The organism is Pseudomonas sp. UBA7530, from assembly GCF_002479365.1.
Taxonomy (GTDB): Bacteria; Pseudomonadota; Gammaproteobacteria; order Pseudomonadales; family Pseudomonadaceae; genus Aquipseudomonas.
Map to the genome: position 1 here is coordinate 93,506 of NZ_DLMS01000011.1, position 16,306 is coordinate 109,811.

Annotated in this window: 18 protein-coding genes; 5 read left to right on the top strand and 13 right to left on the bottom strand. The window is 64.7% G+C overall.

From position 1 onward, the window contains the following. Nucleotides 1-106: 106 nt before the first annotated feature. From B2U07_RS14355 to glyQ, 11 genes are all read right to left on the bottom strand, one after another. A complete protein-coding gene (locus B2U07_RS14355; protein WP_275546461.1) occupies nucleotides 107-1,258 on the bottom strand; it encodes a GGDEF domain-containing protein in 1,152 nt (383 codons plus the stop codon). Between the two features lie 68 nt (nucleotides 1,259-1,326). Beyond that, nucleotides 1,327-2,259, bottom strand: coding sequence for a phosphatidate cytidylyltransferase (locus B2U07_RS14360; protein WP_275546462.1), 933 nt, complete (start codon nucleotides 2,257-2,259; stop codon nucleotides 1,327-1,329). A gap of 1 nt (nucleotide 2,260) precedes the next feature. Then, nucleotides 2,261-2,881: a lysophospholipid acyltransferase family protein gene (locus tag B2U07_RS14365; RefSeq protein WP_197858736.1), complete on the bottom strand. Its 621-nt coding sequence runs from the start codon at nucleotides 2,879-2,881 to the stop codon at nucleotides 2,261-2,263. Nucleotides 2,882-2,890: 9 nt separating this feature from the next. Next, a complete protein-coding gene (locus B2U07_RS14370; RefSeq protein ID WP_275546463.1) occupies nucleotides 2,891-3,325 on the bottom strand; it encodes a hypothetical protein in 435 nt (144 codons plus the stop codon). Continuing rightward, nucleotides 3,315-4,652: a phosphatase PAP2/dual specificity phosphatase family protein gene (locus B2U07_RS14375; RefSeq protein WP_275546464.1), complete on the bottom strand. Its 1,338-nt coding sequence runs from the start codon at nucleotides 4,650-4,652 to the stop codon at nucleotides 3,315-3,317. The genes B2U07_RS14370 and B2U07_RS14375 overlap by 11 nt, the downstream gene beginning before the upstream one ends. Beyond that, nucleotides 4,652-6,406, bottom strand: coding sequence for a bifunctional alpha/beta hydrolase/class I SAM-dependent methyltransferase (locus B2U07_RS14380; RefSeq protein WP_296277156.1), 1,755 nt, complete (start codon nucleotides 6,404-6,406; stop codon nucleotides 4,652-4,654). Before B2U07_RS14380 ends, B2U07_RS14375 begins: the two co-directional genes overlap by 1 nt. Before the next feature lie 27 nt (nucleotides 6,407-6,433). Further along, complete coding sequence (locus B2U07_RS14385) at nucleotides 6,434-7,039, bottom strand: CDP-alcohol phosphatidyltransferase family protein (protein ID WP_296277157.1); 606 nt, start codon at nucleotides 7,037-7,039, stop codon at nucleotides 6,434-6,436. Nucleotides 7,040-7,315: 276 nt separating this feature from the next. Then, on the bottom strand, nucleotides 7,316-8,083 hold the full coding sequence (locus tag B2U07_RS14390) for a lysophospholipid acyltransferase family protein (protein ID WP_197858741.1): 768 nt from the start codon (nucleotides 8,081-8,083) through the stop codon (nucleotides 7,316-7,318). Between the two features lie 13 nt (nucleotides 8,084-8,096). Then, nucleotides 8,097-8,627 (bottom strand): D-glycero-beta-D-manno-heptose 1,7-bisphosphate 7-phosphatase, encoded by a 531-nt coding sequence (gene gmhB, locus B2U07_RS14395; protein WP_296277158.1) that lies wholly within the window; start codon nucleotides 8,625-8,627, stop codon nucleotides 8,097-8,099. 82 nt (nucleotides 8,628-8,709) lie between these two features. Beyond that, complete coding sequence (gene glyS, locus B2U07_RS14400) at nucleotides 8,710-10,764, bottom strand: glycine--tRNA ligase subunit beta (RefSeq protein ID WP_296277159.1); 2,055 nt, start codon at nucleotides 10,762-10,764, stop codon at nucleotides 8,710-8,712. Beyond that, nucleotides 10,761-11,708: a glycine--tRNA ligase subunit alpha gene (gene glyQ / locus B2U07_RS14405; RefSeq protein WP_197858744.1), complete on the bottom strand. Its 948-nt coding sequence runs from the start codon at nucleotides 11,706-11,708 to the stop codon at nucleotides 10,761-10,763. The genes glyS and glyQ overlap by 4 nt, the downstream gene beginning before the upstream one ends. 245 nt (nucleotides 11,709-11,953) lie before the next feature. On the opposite strand from glyQ, the gene B2U07_RS14410 reads away from it, so the two are divergent. The 5 genes from B2U07_RS14410 to B2U07_RS14430 all read left to right on the top strand — a co-directional run bounded on the left by B2U07_RS14410 (nucleotide 11,954) and on the right by B2U07_RS14430 (nucleotide 15,183). Beyond that, nucleotides 11,954-12,508 (top strand): DNA-3-methyladenine glycosylase I, encoded by a 555-nt coding sequence (locus B2U07_RS14410; protein WP_296277160.1) that lies wholly within the window; start codon nucleotides 11,954-11,956, stop codon nucleotides 12,506-12,508. Then, nucleotides 12,505-13,113, top strand: a complete 609-nt coding sequence (locus B2U07_RS14415) for a pyridoxamine 5'-phosphate oxidase family protein (protein WP_296277161.1) — start codon at nucleotides 12,505-12,507, stop codon at nucleotides 13,111-13,113. The genes B2U07_RS14410 and B2U07_RS14415 overlap by 4 nt, the downstream gene beginning before the upstream one ends. A 55-nt stretch (nucleotides 13,114-13,168) precedes the next feature. Beyond that, nucleotides 13,169-14,056 carry a lysophospholipid acyltransferase gene (locus tag B2U07_RS14420; protein WP_296277162.1) on the top strand — a complete coding sequence of 296 codons (888 nt, stop codon included), beginning with the start codon at nucleotides 13,169-13,171 and terminating at the stop codon, nucleotides 14,054-14,056. 124 nt (nucleotides 14,057-14,180) lie between these two features. After that, nucleotides 14,181-14,447, top strand: coding sequence for a PilZ domain-containing protein (locus B2U07_RS14425; protein WP_296277163.1), 267 nt, complete (start codon nucleotides 14,181-14,183; stop codon nucleotides 14,445-14,447). A gap of 364 nt (nucleotides 14,448-14,811) precedes the next feature. Further along, complete coding sequence (locus B2U07_RS14430; RefSeq protein ID WP_419096349.1) at nucleotides 14,812-15,183, top strand: C40 family peptidase; 372 nt, start codon at nucleotides 14,812-14,814, stop codon at nucleotides 15,181-15,183. Here B2U07_RS14430 and B2U07_RS14435 read toward each other — a convergent pair whose 3' ends face one another. Continuing rightward, nucleotides 15,184-15,855, bottom strand: a complete 672-nt coding sequence (locus B2U07_RS14435) for a GNAT family N-acetyltransferase (RefSeq protein WP_275546473.1) — start codon at nucleotides 15,853-15,855, stop codon at nucleotides 15,184-15,186. Continuing rightward, on the bottom strand, nucleotides 15,855-16,295 hold the full coding sequence (locus B2U07_RS14440) for a GNAT family N-acetyltransferase (RefSeq protein ID WP_296277165.1): 441 nt from the start codon (nucleotides 16,293-16,295) through the stop codon (nucleotides 15,855-15,857). Before B2U07_RS14440 ends, B2U07_RS14435 begins: the two co-directional genes overlap by 1 nt. Nucleotides 16,296-16,306: the final 11 nt, after the last annotated feature.

Below are 16,306 nucleotides of genomic sequence, written 5' to 3' on the forward strand. Positions count from 1 at the left end.
AAACCCGCTTCGGCGGGTTTTTTGTTGCCTGCAGAAAAGCCGGGCGACGCTGAACGCTGGTAGCCAGGCATGACTCAGGTCTGCCCGTAAATCCGAGCCCCTCCTATCAGTCCGCCGTGGCCAGAACCTGTGTATTACGCCCGGCGTGCTTGGCGCGATAGAGCGCGGTGTCGGCCTTGAGCAGCATGGCGGTGATGTCATCGGCGACGGAGCTGCTGCTGCCGTAAACACCGGCGCTAAAGCTCAAGGCGATGTGCCTGTCGTCAATCTGTGCCGGGTGCTGGGTCAGGGATTGGCGAAGCTGATCGACCAGCTCCAGCGCGCCGCTGGCGTCGGTGCCGGGCAGGATCAGCAGGAATTCCTCACCACCATAACGGCCGATGCTGTCATTACGCCGCAGCCGTTGCTGCAGATGGTCCGCGCAGTGCCTGAGCACGTCATCGCCGACCAGATGGCCGTGGCTGTCGTTGATCTGCTTGAAGTGGTCCAGATCGAGCATGGCGATGGACAGCGGCGTGTGCTGGCGGCGGGCTCGCTCCAGCTCATCGCTGAGTTGTTCGAGTATCGCCAGGCGATTGGGCAATCCGGTAAGCGTGTCGCGCAGGGCGGTCTGGCGCAGCTCCGATTCGATGCGCTCGCGCGACAGCAGCACCAGGCCGAAGGAGAACATGATGATGGTGGCGGCGCCGAGGGCGACCGATACCGTCTGCTTCAGGTTGCTGACGTCGTAGTGCATCTCCGCCGGCGCGCCGCTGAGGATGACCACCACGCGGATGCCCAGGCCGAACAGGCTGATGCCTGCACCGATCATCAGAATTCGGTGGGCGCGCCCGCCGAGCACGGCATGGAGGCGGCTCAGGTGCAGAATCACCAGACATTGGCTGAACAGCAGCAGGCAGGCCACCAGTTGTCGGGGTTCCTGGGTCTCGATCAGCAGGCTGAGCAGCACACCCAGAAGCAGCGGGAAGGCAAAGGCCAGCCGCCAGGGCGGGCGCCGGCCGTGGATCAGCGGCAGGCTGACCGTATAGAACGCCAGCGCGGTGGACAGCAGCGTGTTGGCCAGCACATAGGTCAGCCACATCGAGGCCAGCCCGAACAGGGTAAAGCCGATGTAGGCCAGCGCATGGGAGAGCATGCCCAATCCGGTGGTGAGCATGCCGTCGCGGTGACGCAGCTGGCCGACCAGGATCAGACAACTGCCCATGATCACGGCGACCAGTGCGACGGCTCCGAACAGTGTCTGGGTGTGGGCGATCATGTCAGCCTTCTTGTTCTCTGGCTTGAGTTGACTCTAGTGCAATCCACAATCCCCGTGCTGGCCTAGGCTCAGGCCCACCAGTAACGCACCATATGGAAGAACACCGGTGCGGCGAAGCACACCGAGTCGAGACGGTCGAGCATACCGCCGTGGCCCTCGATCATATGGCCCCAGTCCTTCACGCCGCGGTCGCGCTTGATCGCCGACATCACCAGGCCGCCGGCGAAGCCGAGCAGGCACACCAGCAGGGCGAACAGCGCGGCCTGCCAGAAGGCGAAGGGGGTGATCCAGCACAGGGTGGCGCCGATCAGCGTTGCCAGGGCCACGCCGCCGATAAAGCCTTCCACGGTTTTCGACGGTGACAGGTTGGGCGCGATCTTATGCTTGCCGAACAGCTTGCCGCATACGTACTGCAGCACGTCGGAGAGCTGCACAACGATGATCAGCCAGGCGATCAGCAGCAGGTTGCGCCCCTCGTAGCCGGGGATGTCCAGGGTCAGCAGCGCCGGTACCGAGGAGATGCAGTACACGGCGATCATCAAGCCCCATTGCACCTTGGCCGCGCGTTCGAGGTAGCGCGTGGTATCACCGCCCAGCGAGGCGAGGATCGGCAGCAGCAGGAACAGATAGACCGGGATGAAGATAGCGAACAGGCCGTACCAATCCAGGGCGATCAGCAGGTACTGCATCGGCAGGGCGAAATAGAAGGCCGCGACCAGCGCCGGATAGTCGCTGCGCCGGGTCGGTGTCAGCGTCATGAATTCGCGCAGGGCGTAGAAGGACACGAAGTAGAACAGCACGACCACGCCAATGTTGCCGAACAGGAAGGCGATGCCGATTACCAGCACCATCACCCACCAGGCGTTGATCCGCGCGTTGAGGTTGTCCACCACCGGGTTGGGTCGGTCGCCACTGCGTCGCTTGAGGACGAAGCCGACCAGGCTGGCCAGCAGGAGCAGGGCACCGATACCGGCGAACAGCAGTAAAGTGTTGTTATCCATCTCAGGCCTCCTCGGGTGCCAGGGCCAGCAGGGCGTTACGCGCGCGTTCCAGGAAGGCGTCTTTGCCCTCGCCCTCGATGCGCTCCAGCGCTGCGCCGAAACTCAGGGTGCACAGTAGAGGCAGCGGCAGCGCGCGGCCCTTAGGCATCACCCGATTCAGGTTGGCGATCCACACCGGTACCAGCTCCACGTCGGGGCGCGCCTGGGCCAGGTGATAGAGACCACTCTTGAACGGCAGCAGCGGCTCGTCGCCGAGGTTGCGCGTGCCCTCGGGGAAGATGATCAGCGAGTCGCCGCCATCCAGCGCATCGAGCATCGCCTGCAGTGGGTTGGCGCCTTCCTTGCGCTCGCGGTCGACCAGCACGCCGTTGAATACGTTATTGATCAGGAAGCTGCGTACGCCCGGCTTCTGCCAGTAGTCGGCGCCGGCCACCGGCCGGGTGCGCTTGCGCAGCTCCGGCGGCAGCGATGCCCAGAGCAGGACGAAATCGCCATGGCTGCTGTGGTTGGCGTAGTACAGGCGTTGCGTCGCCTGCGCGGTGCTGCCGAGCCACAGGGCTCGGGCACCGGTCAGCAGGCGAGCTGCCGAGGTGATGGCGAAAGCGGTCAATGCAGCGAGCATGGCGACTCCTTAAGCGAAAACGATGAAGATTCCGAGCACAACGATTGCGACCTGCAGCAGCAGACACAGCGCCTGTTTGCGCAGCAGGCCGAGCGCACCCTGAGCTCGCAGGCTCCAATCGCGGCCAGCCTGCTGCGCATTCTGCAGGCCCAGATTCTGTAGCGCCTGATCCAGCGCATGAGTCTGGCTGTCGAGCTGTTCGCCGGATTCGGCCAGGCGCTGAAACAGTTCGGCATCCAGCGCCACGCGCAGCGCCCAGTATTTCTCGGCCAGGCCGGCAATCAGCAGCGCTGCGCAGATGAGCGCCATCATCAGGCTTGCCGGGGCGCCGAGCCAAGGCGCCAGGCCGAAGACCACGGCGACCAGACTCAGCGCGCCGGAAAATTGGTCGAGGCTGCGCCCGCGTCGTAGCAGCGCGGCGACCAGCAGCAGATCAGCCTGCATGGGCGACCTCCAGTTCAGCGCCCACGTCGAGCATGGCCTGCAGCGCAGCCAGATGCTGCGGGCCGAGCACGACCTGTGGCCGCGCCTGGCGGATCAGCTCTACGGCGGACTCGACGCTCTGGCAGCGGCCGCTATGTAGCAGCCAGGCGGCCACGGCTGTGGCACTGCGCGAATAACCCAGGGCGCAGCACACCAACAGCGGGCCGCTCTGGCGCAGGCGTTCGATGGCCTCGGCGGCGCGCTGGCAGGTCAGCGCATCGGGCGCCACCAGGTCCAGCGAGGGCAGGCTGCAGTAGGCGCTCGGTGTGTGCAGCAGCGGCAGTTCGGCGCACAGATCGACCACGGCGGCGTAGCCATCGAGATCACCCGGGCCCGGCAGGCGGCCGAGGTCGATGCCCTCCACGACCTGGCTCGGCGCTGGCTGGCGGTATGTCCATAGCCTTGAATTGATCCAGGCACCGAGCAGATAGGGTGCGAGCAACACCGTCGCGGCCGGGCTGAGGCGCCCGTCGGCCTGCTTCTGGAAGCCGCCAGCGCCGAACAGCAGGTAGTTGAGCGCGACCATGACCAGGGCAACGAACGGCCAGAACAGCCACAGCCAGGCGCCGCCCAGCTTGACTGCCAGCACGGCGCATAGCGTTGCGCCAAGCCCATAGCGCAGCGCCAGGCGCCAACGCCGGGGATCGCTGGCCAGGCACATCTGCTTCAGCGGCGTATCGCCCTGCAGCGGCAGCAGCCACAGGCAGAAGAAGCCCGCCAGCGCCCCGGTGGGCAGGTCGATGAAGTGATGCTGCCAAGTAGTCAGCACGGAGATGCCGATCAGCGCCATCCACCCGTGCAGCAGGCCACGCCAGAACAGCCCGCGGGTGTGATTGGCGAACATCGCCCAGATGATCACCAGCAGGGTGATATGCAGCGAAGGCGCCTGGTTGAAGGGTTTGTCGAAGCCCATCAGTACGTCGAACATCAGGCCGAAGGTGCCGTCCAGCGGCGGCCGCTCGAAGGTGAAGCGCAGCGGCCAGAGCAGGAAGCAGGCCACGCAGATGACCTGCGCAGCGAGCAGGCGCAGGGCGTGGCGATCCATTTCGCGGCGGCAGGCTGGCAGCAGGAAGGACAGGCCGTAGAGCAGGTCGATCGACCAGTACGGCACGATGGTCCAGGGCCAGAGCGGGATCTGTGGCTCCCAGGCGAAGACCAGGCTGCCGACATCATCGCGCTGCCCAGTGAACCAGTTGGCGAAGCCGTAGCTGGCGAAGAACAGCGGGCCGAGCAACAGCAGCCAGAGTACGCCGCGCTTGTACAATCCCTGTTCGCGCGTGTTGTCCATCACTTCACCCGTTGGGCAAGGGATACGCTGAAGATACCCCACTGGTCGATGCGCTGCGCCACCTTGCGAAAGCCCGCCGCTTCCACCAGCTGATCCATCTCCGCCTGGCTGCGCCGGCGCATCACCCAGGCCTGACCATCGCGGTGGCTGGTCAGGGCGCGGGCGATCAGCTCCAGTTGCGGGTGCCAGGGCTGGCCGGTGTAGACCAGATAACCACCCTCCTCGACCGCTGCGGCCAGCCCGGCCAGCGAATCGCTGACCATCTGGTTGCTGCCGAACAGTTCATACAGGCCGGACACCACCGCCAGGGTCGGCTTGGGATCCAGCGCAGCGAGATCGTCACGGTCGAAGGCATCGCCTTTGACGAAGCGGGCGATGTCGCCCAGGCCCTTCTGCTCGATCAGCGCATTGCCGTCACGCACGTTAATGTCGCTGTAGTCGCGCAGCAGGATCGAGTCGGGGCGCTGCTGCTGGCCCTCCAGCGATTCGAGGATGTAGCGGCCATGGCCGGCGGCAATATCGACGATGCGCACCGCCCTGCCCGCTCCGCGCAGTCGGGCCATGGCCAGGCGCAGCAGCTCTTCGGCATGCAGCTTGCGCTGACGAATGCCGCGCCAGCCGATGGAGTTCAGGTAGTTCTGGTCGATCAGCCGGCCCAGCGCGCCCTTACCGGTCGGCTGGTTGCGATAAACGTAATCGAGGGTGCTGCCGGAATCGAAACCGGTGTCGAAGCCCAGTTTCACCCCGGCCGAGAGCGTGCTGCCCAGGCGCATGCCGGCGCGGGTGGCGCGCCAGTAGAGGTCGCGCAGCGAATTCTTAGGCAGCGGTGCGGCCAGCTCTTCGGCTTCGGCGCAGGTGGCGCCCAGACGATCGGCATCGAGCAGCGAGGGACGCGTCACCGGTTCCTCGAAGTTGCGCAGGATAAAGCGCCGAGCGCGGCTCAGCGCGTGGTCGCGGTCGCGCTCGCCAAGGGTGTCGTGGAAGAAACCGGGCAGCAGGTGCTTTTCCTTGCGCAGGCTGCCGAGGCGTTCGAAGAAGTCTTCCTGTGGTTTGCGGTGGACCACGAAGTCGGCGCCGGAGATCAGTAGCTGGGTCGGCACCTGGATCGCCTGCGCGTCGGCAACGACGCGATCAGCCGCTTCGTACAGGCCAAGCAGCATGGTCACCGAGATTGGCCGGGCGATCAGCGCGTCGTTTTCGAAAGAGGGAATGCGCTCGGGATCGTGGCTGAGGAACCTCGCCTTCACGTAGCTGTTGACGAAGAAGTTGCCGCGCCAGGCGTGCAGCAGCTTCAGCCCAGGCCGGGCGAAGGGCACGTAGAGTTTGACCTTGAAGGCCGGCGAGGCGAGCACCAGGCAGCGCACCTTGGGCGCGTAGTCATGGGCCCAGGTGGAGACAATCACCGCGCCGACGCTCTGCGCCACCACCGCCAGGTCCTCTTCGGCGATGCCGTGTTGTACGCCGATATGCTCGATAAAGGTCTGCACGTCGCGCACGCTGGTGGCGAAGCTCGGACTGTCGCCGCGCGCGCCAGGCGAGAGGCCATGGCCACGGGCATCCCAGGCGAAGAAGTCGCAGTGCGGCAGCTCCAGCTCGTCCACCAGATGGGCCATGCGCCCGCCATGCTCATGGCCGCGATGGAACAGCACCACGGCCTGGCGCGGGCCGTCTGCGGGCACCGTCGCCGGCCAGTGGCGATAGCTCAGCTCGACGCCGTCGTGGGTGGCAAAGGTATGCAGTTGGACGGGGCGCATGGAATCTCCTTATTCCTTGAAAAGGGTTCAGGCCGTTTCGGCCAGCCCGTGGCGAACGCGGTTGTAGAGGGTATAGAGCAGCAGGGCGAGGATCAGCGCCAGCGCCAGGTTGATCCACAAGGCAGGCAGCAGGCCCGTGGCGACGCCTGCACCGATCACACCGAAGTAGAAGGCGCGATCGCTCTTGCCCATCGGCCCGTCATAGCGGCGGGAGGCGCCGACCATGGGCCCGAGCACGCCGGCGTATTCGCTGATCACCGCCATCACCACCGCCAGGACCACCAGCAGCGGCGAGACGCCAGGCAGCAGGGCGAAGGGCAGATACAGGGCGCTGTCGGCAATCACGTCGCAGAGTTCGTTGAGGTAGGCGCCGAGCTTCGAGTGCTGGCCGAACTCGCGCGCCAGCATGCCGTCGACGGCATTGAGCGCCATGCGCAGCAGCATCCACACAGGAATCAGTGCGAACAGCCAGATGATATGGCTAAACGCGGCTAGCACAGCGCCGAGCAGCACCGAGACGAGTGCGGCGGCGAGGGTCACCTGGTTGGCGGTGACGCCGCGCGCATACAAACGCTCGACGCCGGGGCGCAGCAGGTTCTGGAAGGCGGGTTTGAGCTGGTAGATCGACGGCATGGCAGTGAATTCCCTTTACTGATCCAATCATCGGCCATCGTCGCGAGCGAGACTGTGCGCGCGTCGAGGCTTATATCAATGCGTGCCGGGGGCTGATGCGTTCTGGCATGCGCATCTCAACGGAGGCGAGCCCCGCGGATTGTCGGCAGAAGCGCCACGCGACAACTTATACCCTGTTGAGGATTTTTCCTAGCGCGTCTATTTCGCTTTGAAAATCAACTAGATAAAAGAAGTGATGGCGCTTTGATTGCATTCGATGCACAGCTTATCCACAGATCAGGCCATTTCGCCTAGACGGCTCAGCTGAGGCTCTTCGCCACGCAGTTCGGTCTGCTGCTGGCAGACCCACTGGAAGGCACGCTCGTTGAGTTCGGCAATGGCACGAGGCCCCTCGCCTTCGGCATACATCGGTGCGCCGATGATCACTTCGATGGTGCCCGAGCGCTTGCCCCAGCCCGCCTTGGGCCAGAATTCGCCGGCGTTGTGCGCGATGGGCAGCACTGGCAGGCCGGCATTCACCGCCAGGGCCGTGCCGCCACGGGAGAACTTGCCGATCTGCCCCGGTGGAATGCGCGTGCCTTCGGGGAACACCAGCACCCAGGCGCCCTGCTTGAGGCGCTCATCGCCCTGCTTGGCCAGTTGCTTGAGTGCGGCCTTGGGGTTGCTGCGGTCGATGGCGATCGGCTTGAGCAGCGCCATGCCCCAGCCGAAGAACGGCACGCGCAGCAGCTCGCGCTTGACCACCTGGCTGAGCGGCTCGAAATAGGCGGAGAGGAAGAAGGTCTCCCAGGTGCTCTGGTGGTTGGCGAGGATCACGCAGGGGCGCTGCGGGATATTCTCCAACCCGCGCACTTCATAGCGGATGCCGACGATCACCCTGGCCAGCCACACCGCGCAGCTGCACCAGGCCTGGACGACGAAGCGGTAGCGTTGGCGGAACGGCAGCAAGGGTGCGACCACCAGGCTGATCAGGCACCAGAAGAACGAGCTGGACGACAGCAGCAGGTAGAAAAGCGTGACTCTTAAAGCCTGCAGGATCGCCATGAAGCTTCGCACCTTATGAGAGCAGTCGATCGGCGACAGCCGCCAGATCGTCGAATACCAGGGTTCCTGGCGGCAACGGCTTGGCCAGGGTACGTTCGCCCTTGCCGGTTTTTACCAGCACAGGCTGACAATCGACGGCCAGTGCAGCCTGCAGGTCACCGCTGCTGTCGCCGACGAACCAGATTCCTTTCAGATCCGTGGCGTAGTGCGCAGCGATCTGTTCGAGCATGCCAGCCTTTGGCTTGCGGCACTCGCAGACGTCATCCGGCCCGTGCGGGCAGTGGACGATCAGGCCGATTTCGCCGCCCTGCTCGGCCACCAACTGGCGCAGGCGCGCGTGCATCGACTCCAGGGTCGCCAGGTCGTAGTAGCCACGGGCGATGCCGGACTGGTTGGTGGCCACGGCCACCGTCCAGCCTGCTTGCGACAGGCGTGCAATGGCGGCGATCGACGACGGGATCGGAATCCACTCGTCGAGCGCCTTGATATAGGCGTCGGAGTCTTCGTTGATGACACCGTCGCGGTCGAGGATGAGTAACTTCATAGCGGCAAGCTCCAAGCCGCAAGCTACAAGTCAACAGCGGCCTGCTTGCCGCTTGAAGCTTGTAGCTTGCCGCTGCTGTGCGTCAGCCCAGCACCGAGATATCCGCAACGCCGAGGAACAGCCCGCGCAGGCGGGCCAGCAGGGCGTAACGGTTGGCGCGCACACGCGCGTCTTCGGCATTGACCAGCACCGCCTCGAAGAAGGCGTCCACCGGCTCGCGCAGGCTGGCCAGCTTGGCCAGCGCCTCGTCGTACTGACGGACAGCGGCCAGCGGTTGTACCGCATGGTCGGCCTGCTGGATGGCAGCGTGCAGGGCGAACTCGCTGGGGTTATCGAAGTAGTGCGCCTCGACCTGGGCGGCGACGCCACCTTCGGCCTTGCTCAGCAGGTTCGACACGCGCTTGTTGGCGGCGGCCAGGGCAGCGGCCTGCGGCAGCTTGCGGAAGGCCTGTACGGCCTGCACGCGCTGGTCGAAGTCCAGCGGCGAGGTCGGATTGACCGCACGCACGGCCTGGTACACGGCGACTTCAATGCCTTCGTCCTCGTAGCGCGCACGCAGGCGATCGAAGATGAACTCCAGCACCTGGGCGGCCAGGCCGTCGGTCTTGATCTTGCCGGCGTACTGGGCGACGGCGAAGTCGACTGCAGCGGCCAGGTTCAGGTCCAGGCCCTTCTCGATCAGGATGCGCAGCACGCCGAGGGCGGCGCGGCGCAGGGCGTAGGGGTCCTTCGAGCCAGTCGGCAGCATGCCGATGCCGAAGATGCCGACCAGGGTGTCGAGCTTGTCGGCCACGGCAACTGCCGCACCGGTCAGGGTGCTCGGCAGCTCGGCGCCGGCACCGCGCGGCATGTACTGCTCGTTCAGGGCCAGGGCGACATCTTCCGGCTCACCGTCGTTGAGTGCGTAGTAGTAACCGGCGATGCCCTGCATCTCGGGGAATTCGCCGACCATCTCGGTGGCCAGGTCGCATTTGGACAGCAGGCCGGCACGGGCGGCGCGCTGGGCGTCGCCACCGACTTCGCGGGCGATGAAGCCGGCCAGGGCAGAGACGCGCTGGGCCTTGTCGAATACCGAACCGAGCTGGGCCTGAAATACCACGTTGGCCAGGCGCTGGTTGAAGCCTTCGAGCTTCTGCTTCTTGTCCTGCTTGAAGAAGAACTCGGCGTCGGTCAGGCGCGGACGCACGACCTTCTCGTTGCCGGAGACGATCTGCGCCGGGTCCTTGGACTCGACGTTGGCCACTGTGATGAAGCGCGGCAGCAGCTTGCCGTTCGCATCGAGCAGGCAGAAGTACTTCTGGTTGTCCTGCATGGTGCTGATCAGCGCCTCCTGCGGCACTTCGAGGAAACGTTCCTCGAACGAGCAGACCAGCGGTACCGGCCATTCGACCAGGGCGGTGACTTCATCCAGTAGCGCTGGCGGCACGATGGCGGTGCCCTGTTCGGCAGCAGCCAGTTCATCGACGCGGCGGCTGATGATCTCGCGGCGCTCGGCGAAGTCGGCCAGGACGTAGGCGCTGCGCAGGTCTTCGGCATAGCTCGCCGGGCTGCTGATGCGCACGTCGCGGTTGGCGTGGAAACGGTGGCCACGGGACACGCGACCGGCCTTCTGCGCGAGGATTTCGCAGTCGACCACTGCGTCGCCGAACAGCATCACCAGCCACTGGGTCGGGCGCACGAACTCGTCACGACGGGCGGCCCAGCGCATGCGCTTGGGAATCGGCAGGTCGTTCAGCGAGTCCTGCACGATGGTCGGCAGCAGCTTCACCGCCGGCTGGCCGGGGATGTGCTGGGCGAAGCGCAGTTTCGGGCCGCTGCGGTCGATCTCAGCGATATCCACGCCGCACTTGCGGGCGAAGCCCAAGGCGGCCTGGGTCGGGTTGCCGTCGGCATCGAAGGCGGCCTGCAGGGGCGGGCCGTCGAGGTTCATGCTGCGGTCGGCCTGTTGTTCTTCGAGTTGCTCGATCAACACCGCCAGGCGGCGCGGCGCGGCGTACACGCGGCTGGCTGCATAGCCCAGGCCGGCGGTCTTCAGACCTTTCTCGATGCCTTTGAGGAAGGCCTCACCGAGGCTCTTCAGGGCTTTGGGTGGCAGCTCTTCGGTGCCCAGTTCGACCAGGAAATCTTGTGCACTCATGCTTGCGCCTCCAGCTTGGCCAGTACTTCTTCACGCAGTTCGGGGGTGGCCATGGGGAAGCCGAGCTTGGCGCGTGCCTGCAGGTAGCTCTGCGCCACCGCGCGTGCCAGGGTGCGCACGCGCAGGATGTACTGCTGGCGCGCGGTCACCGAGATGGCGCGGCGGGCGTCGAGCAGGTTGAAGGTGTGCGAGGCCTTGAGCACCATCTCGTAGGTCGGCAGCGGCAGCTCCAGCTCGATCAGGCGGTTGGCTTCGCTCTCGTAGAAGTCGAACAGCTCGAACAGCTTCTCGACGTTGGCGTGTTCGAAGTTGTAGGTGGACTGCTCCACCTCGTTCTGATGGAACACGTCGCCGTAGGTCACGGTGCCGAACGGGCCGTCGGTCCAGATCAGGTCGTAGACCGAGTCGACGCCCTGCAGGTACATGGCCAGGCGCTCCAGGCCGTAGGTGATCTCGCCGGTCACCGGGTAGCACTCGATGCCACCAACCTGCTGGAAGTAGGTGAACTGGGTGACTTCCATGCCGTTGAGCCAGATTTCCCAGCCCAGGCCCCAGGCGCCGAGGGTCGGCGATTCCCAGTTGTCCTCGACGAAGCGGATGTCATGCACTTCCGGGTCGAGGCCGATGGCTTTCAGCGAGCCGAGGTACAGCTCCTGGAAGTTCTCCGGGTTGGGCTTGAGGACCACCTGGAACTGATAGTAGTGCTGCAGGCGGTTGGGGTTTTCGCCATAGCGGCCGTCGGTCGGGCGACGCGAAGGCTGTACGTAGGCGGCGTTCCAGGTCTCCGGGCCGATGGCGCGCAGGAAGGTGGCGGTGTGGAAGGTGCCGGCGCCCACTTCCATGTCGTAGGGTTGCAGCACCACGCAGCCCTGCTCGGCCCAGTAGTTCTGCAGGGCCAGGATCAGGTCCTGGAAGGTGCGCACGGCAGGCTTGTTCTGGCTCACGAAAAAATCACCTGTGGAGGCTTGCGAGGGAAAGCCGGGGAGTATATCGAAACTCGGCGCAGGTCGCAGGCTACGGCTAGCGCGCGCGTGGCTGAGGCAGGAGCGAATTCATTCGCGATGGATAGCACCGCACCGTCCAGAATCGCGAATGAGTTGTCTGCAAGGGTAGGCGGCGTTCGTCATGGCTGTGTTTATATACAGCAGTGGTTATAGTCACCGCTTCATCCTGACCGAGGCTTGCTGCCATGCCCCGCTGCTTCTGGTGTACCGACGATCCGCTGTACCAGGCCTACCACGACGAGGAATGGGGCGTGCCGCAACGCGATGCCCGCCAACTGTTCGAGATGCTGCTGCTCGAAGGCGCGCAGGCCGGGCTGTCATGGATCACCGTACTGAAGAAGCGCGAGCGCTATCGGCAGGTATTGCACGGCTTCGATCCCGAGCGTCTGGCCTGCCTCACTGACGAAGAGATCGAGGTGCTGATGCAGGACCCCGGCATCATCCGCAACCGTCTCAAGCTCAAGGCCGTGCGGCAGAACGCCCAGGCCTGGCTGAAGCTGGAAGACCCGGTCACCTGGCTCTGGTCGTTCGTCGGTGGCGCGCCGAAGATCAACCATTTCAGCGACCGCAGCCAGATGCTGGCAGTGACCCCCGAGGCCGAGGCGATGAGCAAGGCATTGCGCAAGGCCGGCTTCAACTTCGTCGGGCCGACCATCTGCTATGCCTTCATGCAGGCCACGGGTATGGTGATGGACCACGCCACCGACTGCGATCGCTATGCGCAACTGAAGGGCTCATGACCACCATCACCACCCTGGACGAACTGCAGGCCGTTTACGGCGACAGCCACGAGCGCTCGCAGCGCAAGGAGCTGCCGCGACTGATCGAACCCTACCGCGCGCTGATCCAGGCCTCGCCCTTCGTGGTGCTGGCCAGCGCCGGCCCGGATGGCCTGGATTGTTCGCCGCGGGGTGATGCGCCGGGCTTCGTGCACATTCTCGACGACCAGACCCTGCTGCTGCCGGATCGTCCCGGCAACAACCGCATCGACAGCCTGCGCAACATCGTGCTGAACCCGCAGGTGGCGCTGCTGTTCCTGATTCCGGGCGTCGGCGAGAGCTTGCGGGTCAATGGTCGCGCCGAAATCTCCCTCGATCCCGAGCTGCTCGAACTGGGCCGTGTCCAGGGCAAGCTGCCGCGCAGCGTGCTGCGCATTCATATAGAGACGTGCTACTTCCAGTGCTCCAAGGCGGCAGTGCGCTCAGGGCTGTGGGATGCCTCGCGCCAGGTGAAGCGCGCCAGCCTGCCGAGTGCTGGCGATATTTTCCGCCACATCTACGACGAGTTCGATGTCGAAGCCTACGAGCGTGACCTGCAGCAGCGGCTTCGGACGAGCCTTTACTGACTGCGCGGTCGTCCAACGCTACAATTGGCGCTTTTGTGAGCGGTTGGAGTCTGTTGTGGAAAAACTCAAGGGCGCCCTGGTGGTGGGTTTTCTGCGCCTGTTCGCACTGCTGCCCTGGCGTGTCGTGCAGGCCGTGGGCAATGCCATTGGCTGGCTGATGTGGAAATTACCGAACGGCTCACGCGACGTAGTGCGCATCAACCTGAGCAAGTGCTTCCCTGAGCTGAATGAGTCAGCGCTGGACAAGCTGGTTGGGCAGAGCCTCAAGGACATCGGCAAGACCCTGACCGAAAGCGCCTGCGCCTGGATCTGGCCGGCGCAGAAATCCCTTGCTCTGGTCCGCGAAGTGGAAGGCCTGGAGGTGTTGCAACAGGCCCTGGCCTCGGGCAAGGGAGTGGTTGGCATAACCAGCCACCTGGGTAACTGGGAAGTGCTCAACCACTTCTACTGCAACCAGTGCAAACCGATCATTTTCTACCGCCCGCCCAAGCTCAAGGCCGTTGATGAACTGCTGCAGCAGCAGCGCGTGCAGATGGGCAACCGCGTCGCGCCGTCGACCAAGGAAGGCATCCTCAGCGTCATCAAGGAAGTGCGCAAGGGCGGCGCCGTGGGCATTCCGGCCGACCCTGAGCCGAGCCGTTCGTCGGGTATTTTCGTGCCCTTCCTCGGCACCACTGCGCTGACCAGCAAGTTCGTGCCCGGCATGCTGGCTGGCGGCAAGGCGGTCGGCGTGTTCCTGCATGCGCTGCGCCTGCCTGACGGCAGTGGCTACAAGGTGATCCTCGAGGCGGCGCCGGAAGGCATGTACAGCGAGAACGTCGAAGAAGGCGTGGCGGCCATGAGTGATGTGGTGGCGCGCTACGTGCGCACCTACCCGAGCCAGTACATGTGGAGCATGAAACGCTTCAAGAATCGTCCGGACGGCGAGGACAGATGGTACTGACGTGCCGTGACCGAGCATGATGAAGGAAGGCGCCTCGATGGCGCCTTTTTTTCGCCACGCGCTGGGCGCCTGCGCGCTAATGCGCTATTAAAGGCGAAATCGCTTGTCCAACCATGGAGCTGTCATGCCGAACCAGCGTCAGCAGGTGCGTACCCCGATGAAGTGCCGGATCAAGATCAGCCACCCCAGCTTCGGTGAGCTGCTGGCACAGACCCGTGACCTGTCCGATAGCGGCGTCTATGTGAAACACCCGGACATGGCCGCCCTGGCGGTCGGCACTGAGGTCATCGGCCAGGTGCAGGACCTGCCGTTCCCCGCCCCAGTCTTGAAGATGGAAGTGATGCGCGTGGACGCTGAAGGCGCCGGCCTGCGCTTTCTTGGCGAGGCGTGAACGACGGCAACTCTATTCTCTGTCTGCTTGACCGACATGAGATGAATCCAGGCGCGTCAGCAGAGAGCGCCTTGGGTCGGGTTGCCGTTCGTCAGTCATCAGCAGAAAAAATGAACTGGTGTTCGCTTCGGTAGTCCGTCACCGGGACGGGCAGGAAGCATCGTCTCCGATGCAAGGCCTTGATGCGGGTAAGGTTTCCGCTTGAGGCCAGTTACCAAGGTCACTGGGTTTGAATAAGTTTTTCATGTCATTTTGCCTGGGAGGCGCTCTTTTACTGGGAATCTGTACCCAAGCCTCCGCCACCTTTCGCGTCTACACCGTTCCCGCCACTTCGCAAGCGGCCAAGCCCAAACCAGCCGGGGAAGTGATCGACCGCGCCCTCAGCGCGCTGGGCACTCCCTATCGCTGGGGCGGTACCAGCCTGAGCCACGGCTTCGACTGCAGCGGTCTGGTGCAGTACGCCTTCAAGACCCAGGATGACCTCGAACTGCCGCGCACCTCACGCGCCTTGTCGCGTGTGGATGCACCCACGGTGAAACGCAGCGACCTGCAGCCGGGCGATCTGCTGTTCTTCCGTATCCGCAGCCGCTCGGTGGATCACGTCGCCATCTACATCGGTGAGGGTCGCTTCGTCCACGCGCCACGTCGCGGCACCAAGGTGCGTATCGACCGCCTCAACAATGCCTACTGGCAGCGTCATTTCCAGTCGGCCAAGCGCGTGGTGCCGACCGCCTGATCAGGCCCTGAAGGTTTCCAGACGCTGTTTCTGCTGGCCGTCGACGGCGAAGTTGTCGGCTGCCAGCCAGCGCTCGAAGGCCTCTTGGCGCGCGGGCCATTCGCCGTCGATGATGGCGAACCAGGCGGTGTCGCGGTTTCTGCCCTTGCGCACCATGTGCTGGCGAAAGAGCCCTTCATGGACGAAGCCGAAGCGCTCGGCGGCGCGCCTGGAACGCGCGTTGGCGTTGTCGCACTTCCACTCCAGGCGGCGATAGCCGAGATCGTCGAAGGCGTGGCGAGCCAGCAGGTACACCGCCTCGGTAGCGCCTGGCGTGCGCTGCATCGACGCGCCGAAGACCACGTGGCCGATCTCGATGCTACCGTCCTGCGGGGTGATGCGCAGGTAGCTGAACAGCCCCAGGGCGCGACCCGAGCCCTGCTCCAGCACCGTGTAGAACAGCGGATCGCGACTGCCGGCATTAGCGGTGAGCCAGGCATCGAATGCGCTGCGTTCGTTGAACGGGCCGTAGGGCAGATAGTCCCACAGCGCCGGGTCCGGTCCCTGCAGAGCGGCCCACAGGTCATCGCCGTGGCGTGTGGCGTCGAGGCCTTCCAGGCGTACGAAACTGCCCTGAAGCGTGCGCTGATCCGGCGTCGGGCGAGGTTGCCAGTGGCTGAGGTCCTGGGTCATCAAAACAGCTTCCTGTACTGGATGAAGCCGGTGCGATCGGCGATACGGTCGTAGAGCTGGCGTGCGCGGTAGTTGGTTTCCTGAGTCAGCCAGTGTACGCGGCTGGCGCCGGCTGACCGAGCCTGCGCATAGACATGTTCGATCAGCGCCCGACCGATGCCGGTGCCGCGGATGTTTTCGGCGACGTACAGGTCCTGCAGGTAGCAGTAGTCGCCCTCGGTCCAGCAGCTGCGATGGTAGATGACGTGCACCAGGCCGACGGCTTCGCCATCGATCCAGGCGAGTGCGGCATTCATGGGTTCGGTCGGGTCGAGGAAACGCTGCCAGGTCAGTGCGCTGGTCGCGCTGGCAATTTCGGCCTGGTAGAAGCGCTGGTAGCCGTGCCATAGCGGCAGCCAGGCCGCGTGGTCGTCGGCGGTGATCGGGCGGATTTCGAGCATGGCGGTGTTCC

What these genes read in the sequence shown, in the direction of transcription:
- B2U07_RS14355 (WP_275546461.1), bottom strand. Translation starts at nt 1,258, where the DNA reads ATGATCGCCCACACCCAGACACTGTTCGGAGCCGTCGCACTGGTCGCC.
- B2U07_RS14360 (WP_275546462.1), bottom strand. Translation starts at nt 2,259, where the DNA reads ATGGATAACAACACTTTACTGCTGTTCGCCGGTATCGGTGCCCTGCTC.
- B2U07_RS14365 (WP_197858736.1), bottom strand. Translation starts at nt 2,881, where the DNA reads ATGCTCGCTGCATTGACCGCTTTCGCCATCACCTCGGCAGCTCGCCTG.
- B2U07_RS14370 (WP_275546463.1), bottom strand. Translation starts at nt 3,325, where the DNA reads ATGCAGGCTGATCTGCTGCTGGTCGCCGCGCTGCTACGACGCGGGCGC.
- B2U07_RS14375 (WP_275546464.1), bottom strand. Translation starts at nt 4,652, where the DNA reads ATGGACAACACGCGCGAACAGGGATTGTACAAGCGCGGCGTACTCTGG.
- B2U07_RS14380 (WP_296277156.1), bottom strand. Translation starts at nt 6,406, where the DNA reads ATGCGCCCCGTCCAACTGCATACCTTTGCCACCCACGACGGCGTCGAG.
- B2U07_RS14385 (WP_296277157.1), bottom strand. Translation starts at nt 7,039, where the DNA reads ATGCCGTCGATCTACCAGCTCAAACCCGCCTTCCAGAACCTGCTGCGC.
- B2U07_RS14390 (WP_197858741.1), bottom strand. Translation starts at nt 8,083, where the DNA reads ATGGCGATCCTGCAGGCTTTAAGAGTCACGCTTTTCTACCTGCTGCTG.
- gmhB (WP_296277158.1), bottom strand. Translation starts at nt 8,627, where the DNA reads ATGAAGTTACTCATCCTCGACCGCGACGGTGTCATCAACGAAGACTCC.
- glyS (WP_296277159.1), bottom strand. Translation starts at nt 10,764, where the DNA reads ATGAGTGCACAAGATTTCCTGGTCGAACTGGGCACCGAAGAGCTGCCA.
- B2U07_RS14410 (WP_296277160.1), top strand. Translation starts at nt 11,954, where the DNA reads ATGCCCCGCTGCTTCTGGTGTACCGACGATCCGCTGTACCAGGCCTAC.
- B2U07_RS14415 (WP_296277161.1), top strand. Translation starts at nt 12,505, where the DNA reads ATGACCACCATCACCACCCTGGACGAACTGCAGGCCGTTTACGGCGAC.
- B2U07_RS14425 (WP_296277163.1), top strand. Translation starts at nt 14,181, where the DNA reads ATGCCGAACCAGCGTCAGCAGGTGCGTACCCCGATGAAGTGCCGGATC.
- B2U07_RS14435 (WP_275546473.1), bottom strand. Translation starts at nt 15,855, where the DNA reads ATGACCCAGGACCTCAGCCACTGGCAACCTCGCCCGACGCCGGATCAG.
- B2U07_RS14440 (WP_296277165.1), bottom strand. Translation starts at nt 16,295, where the DNA reads ATGCTCGAAATCCGCCCGATCACCGCCGACGACCACGCGGCCTGGCTG.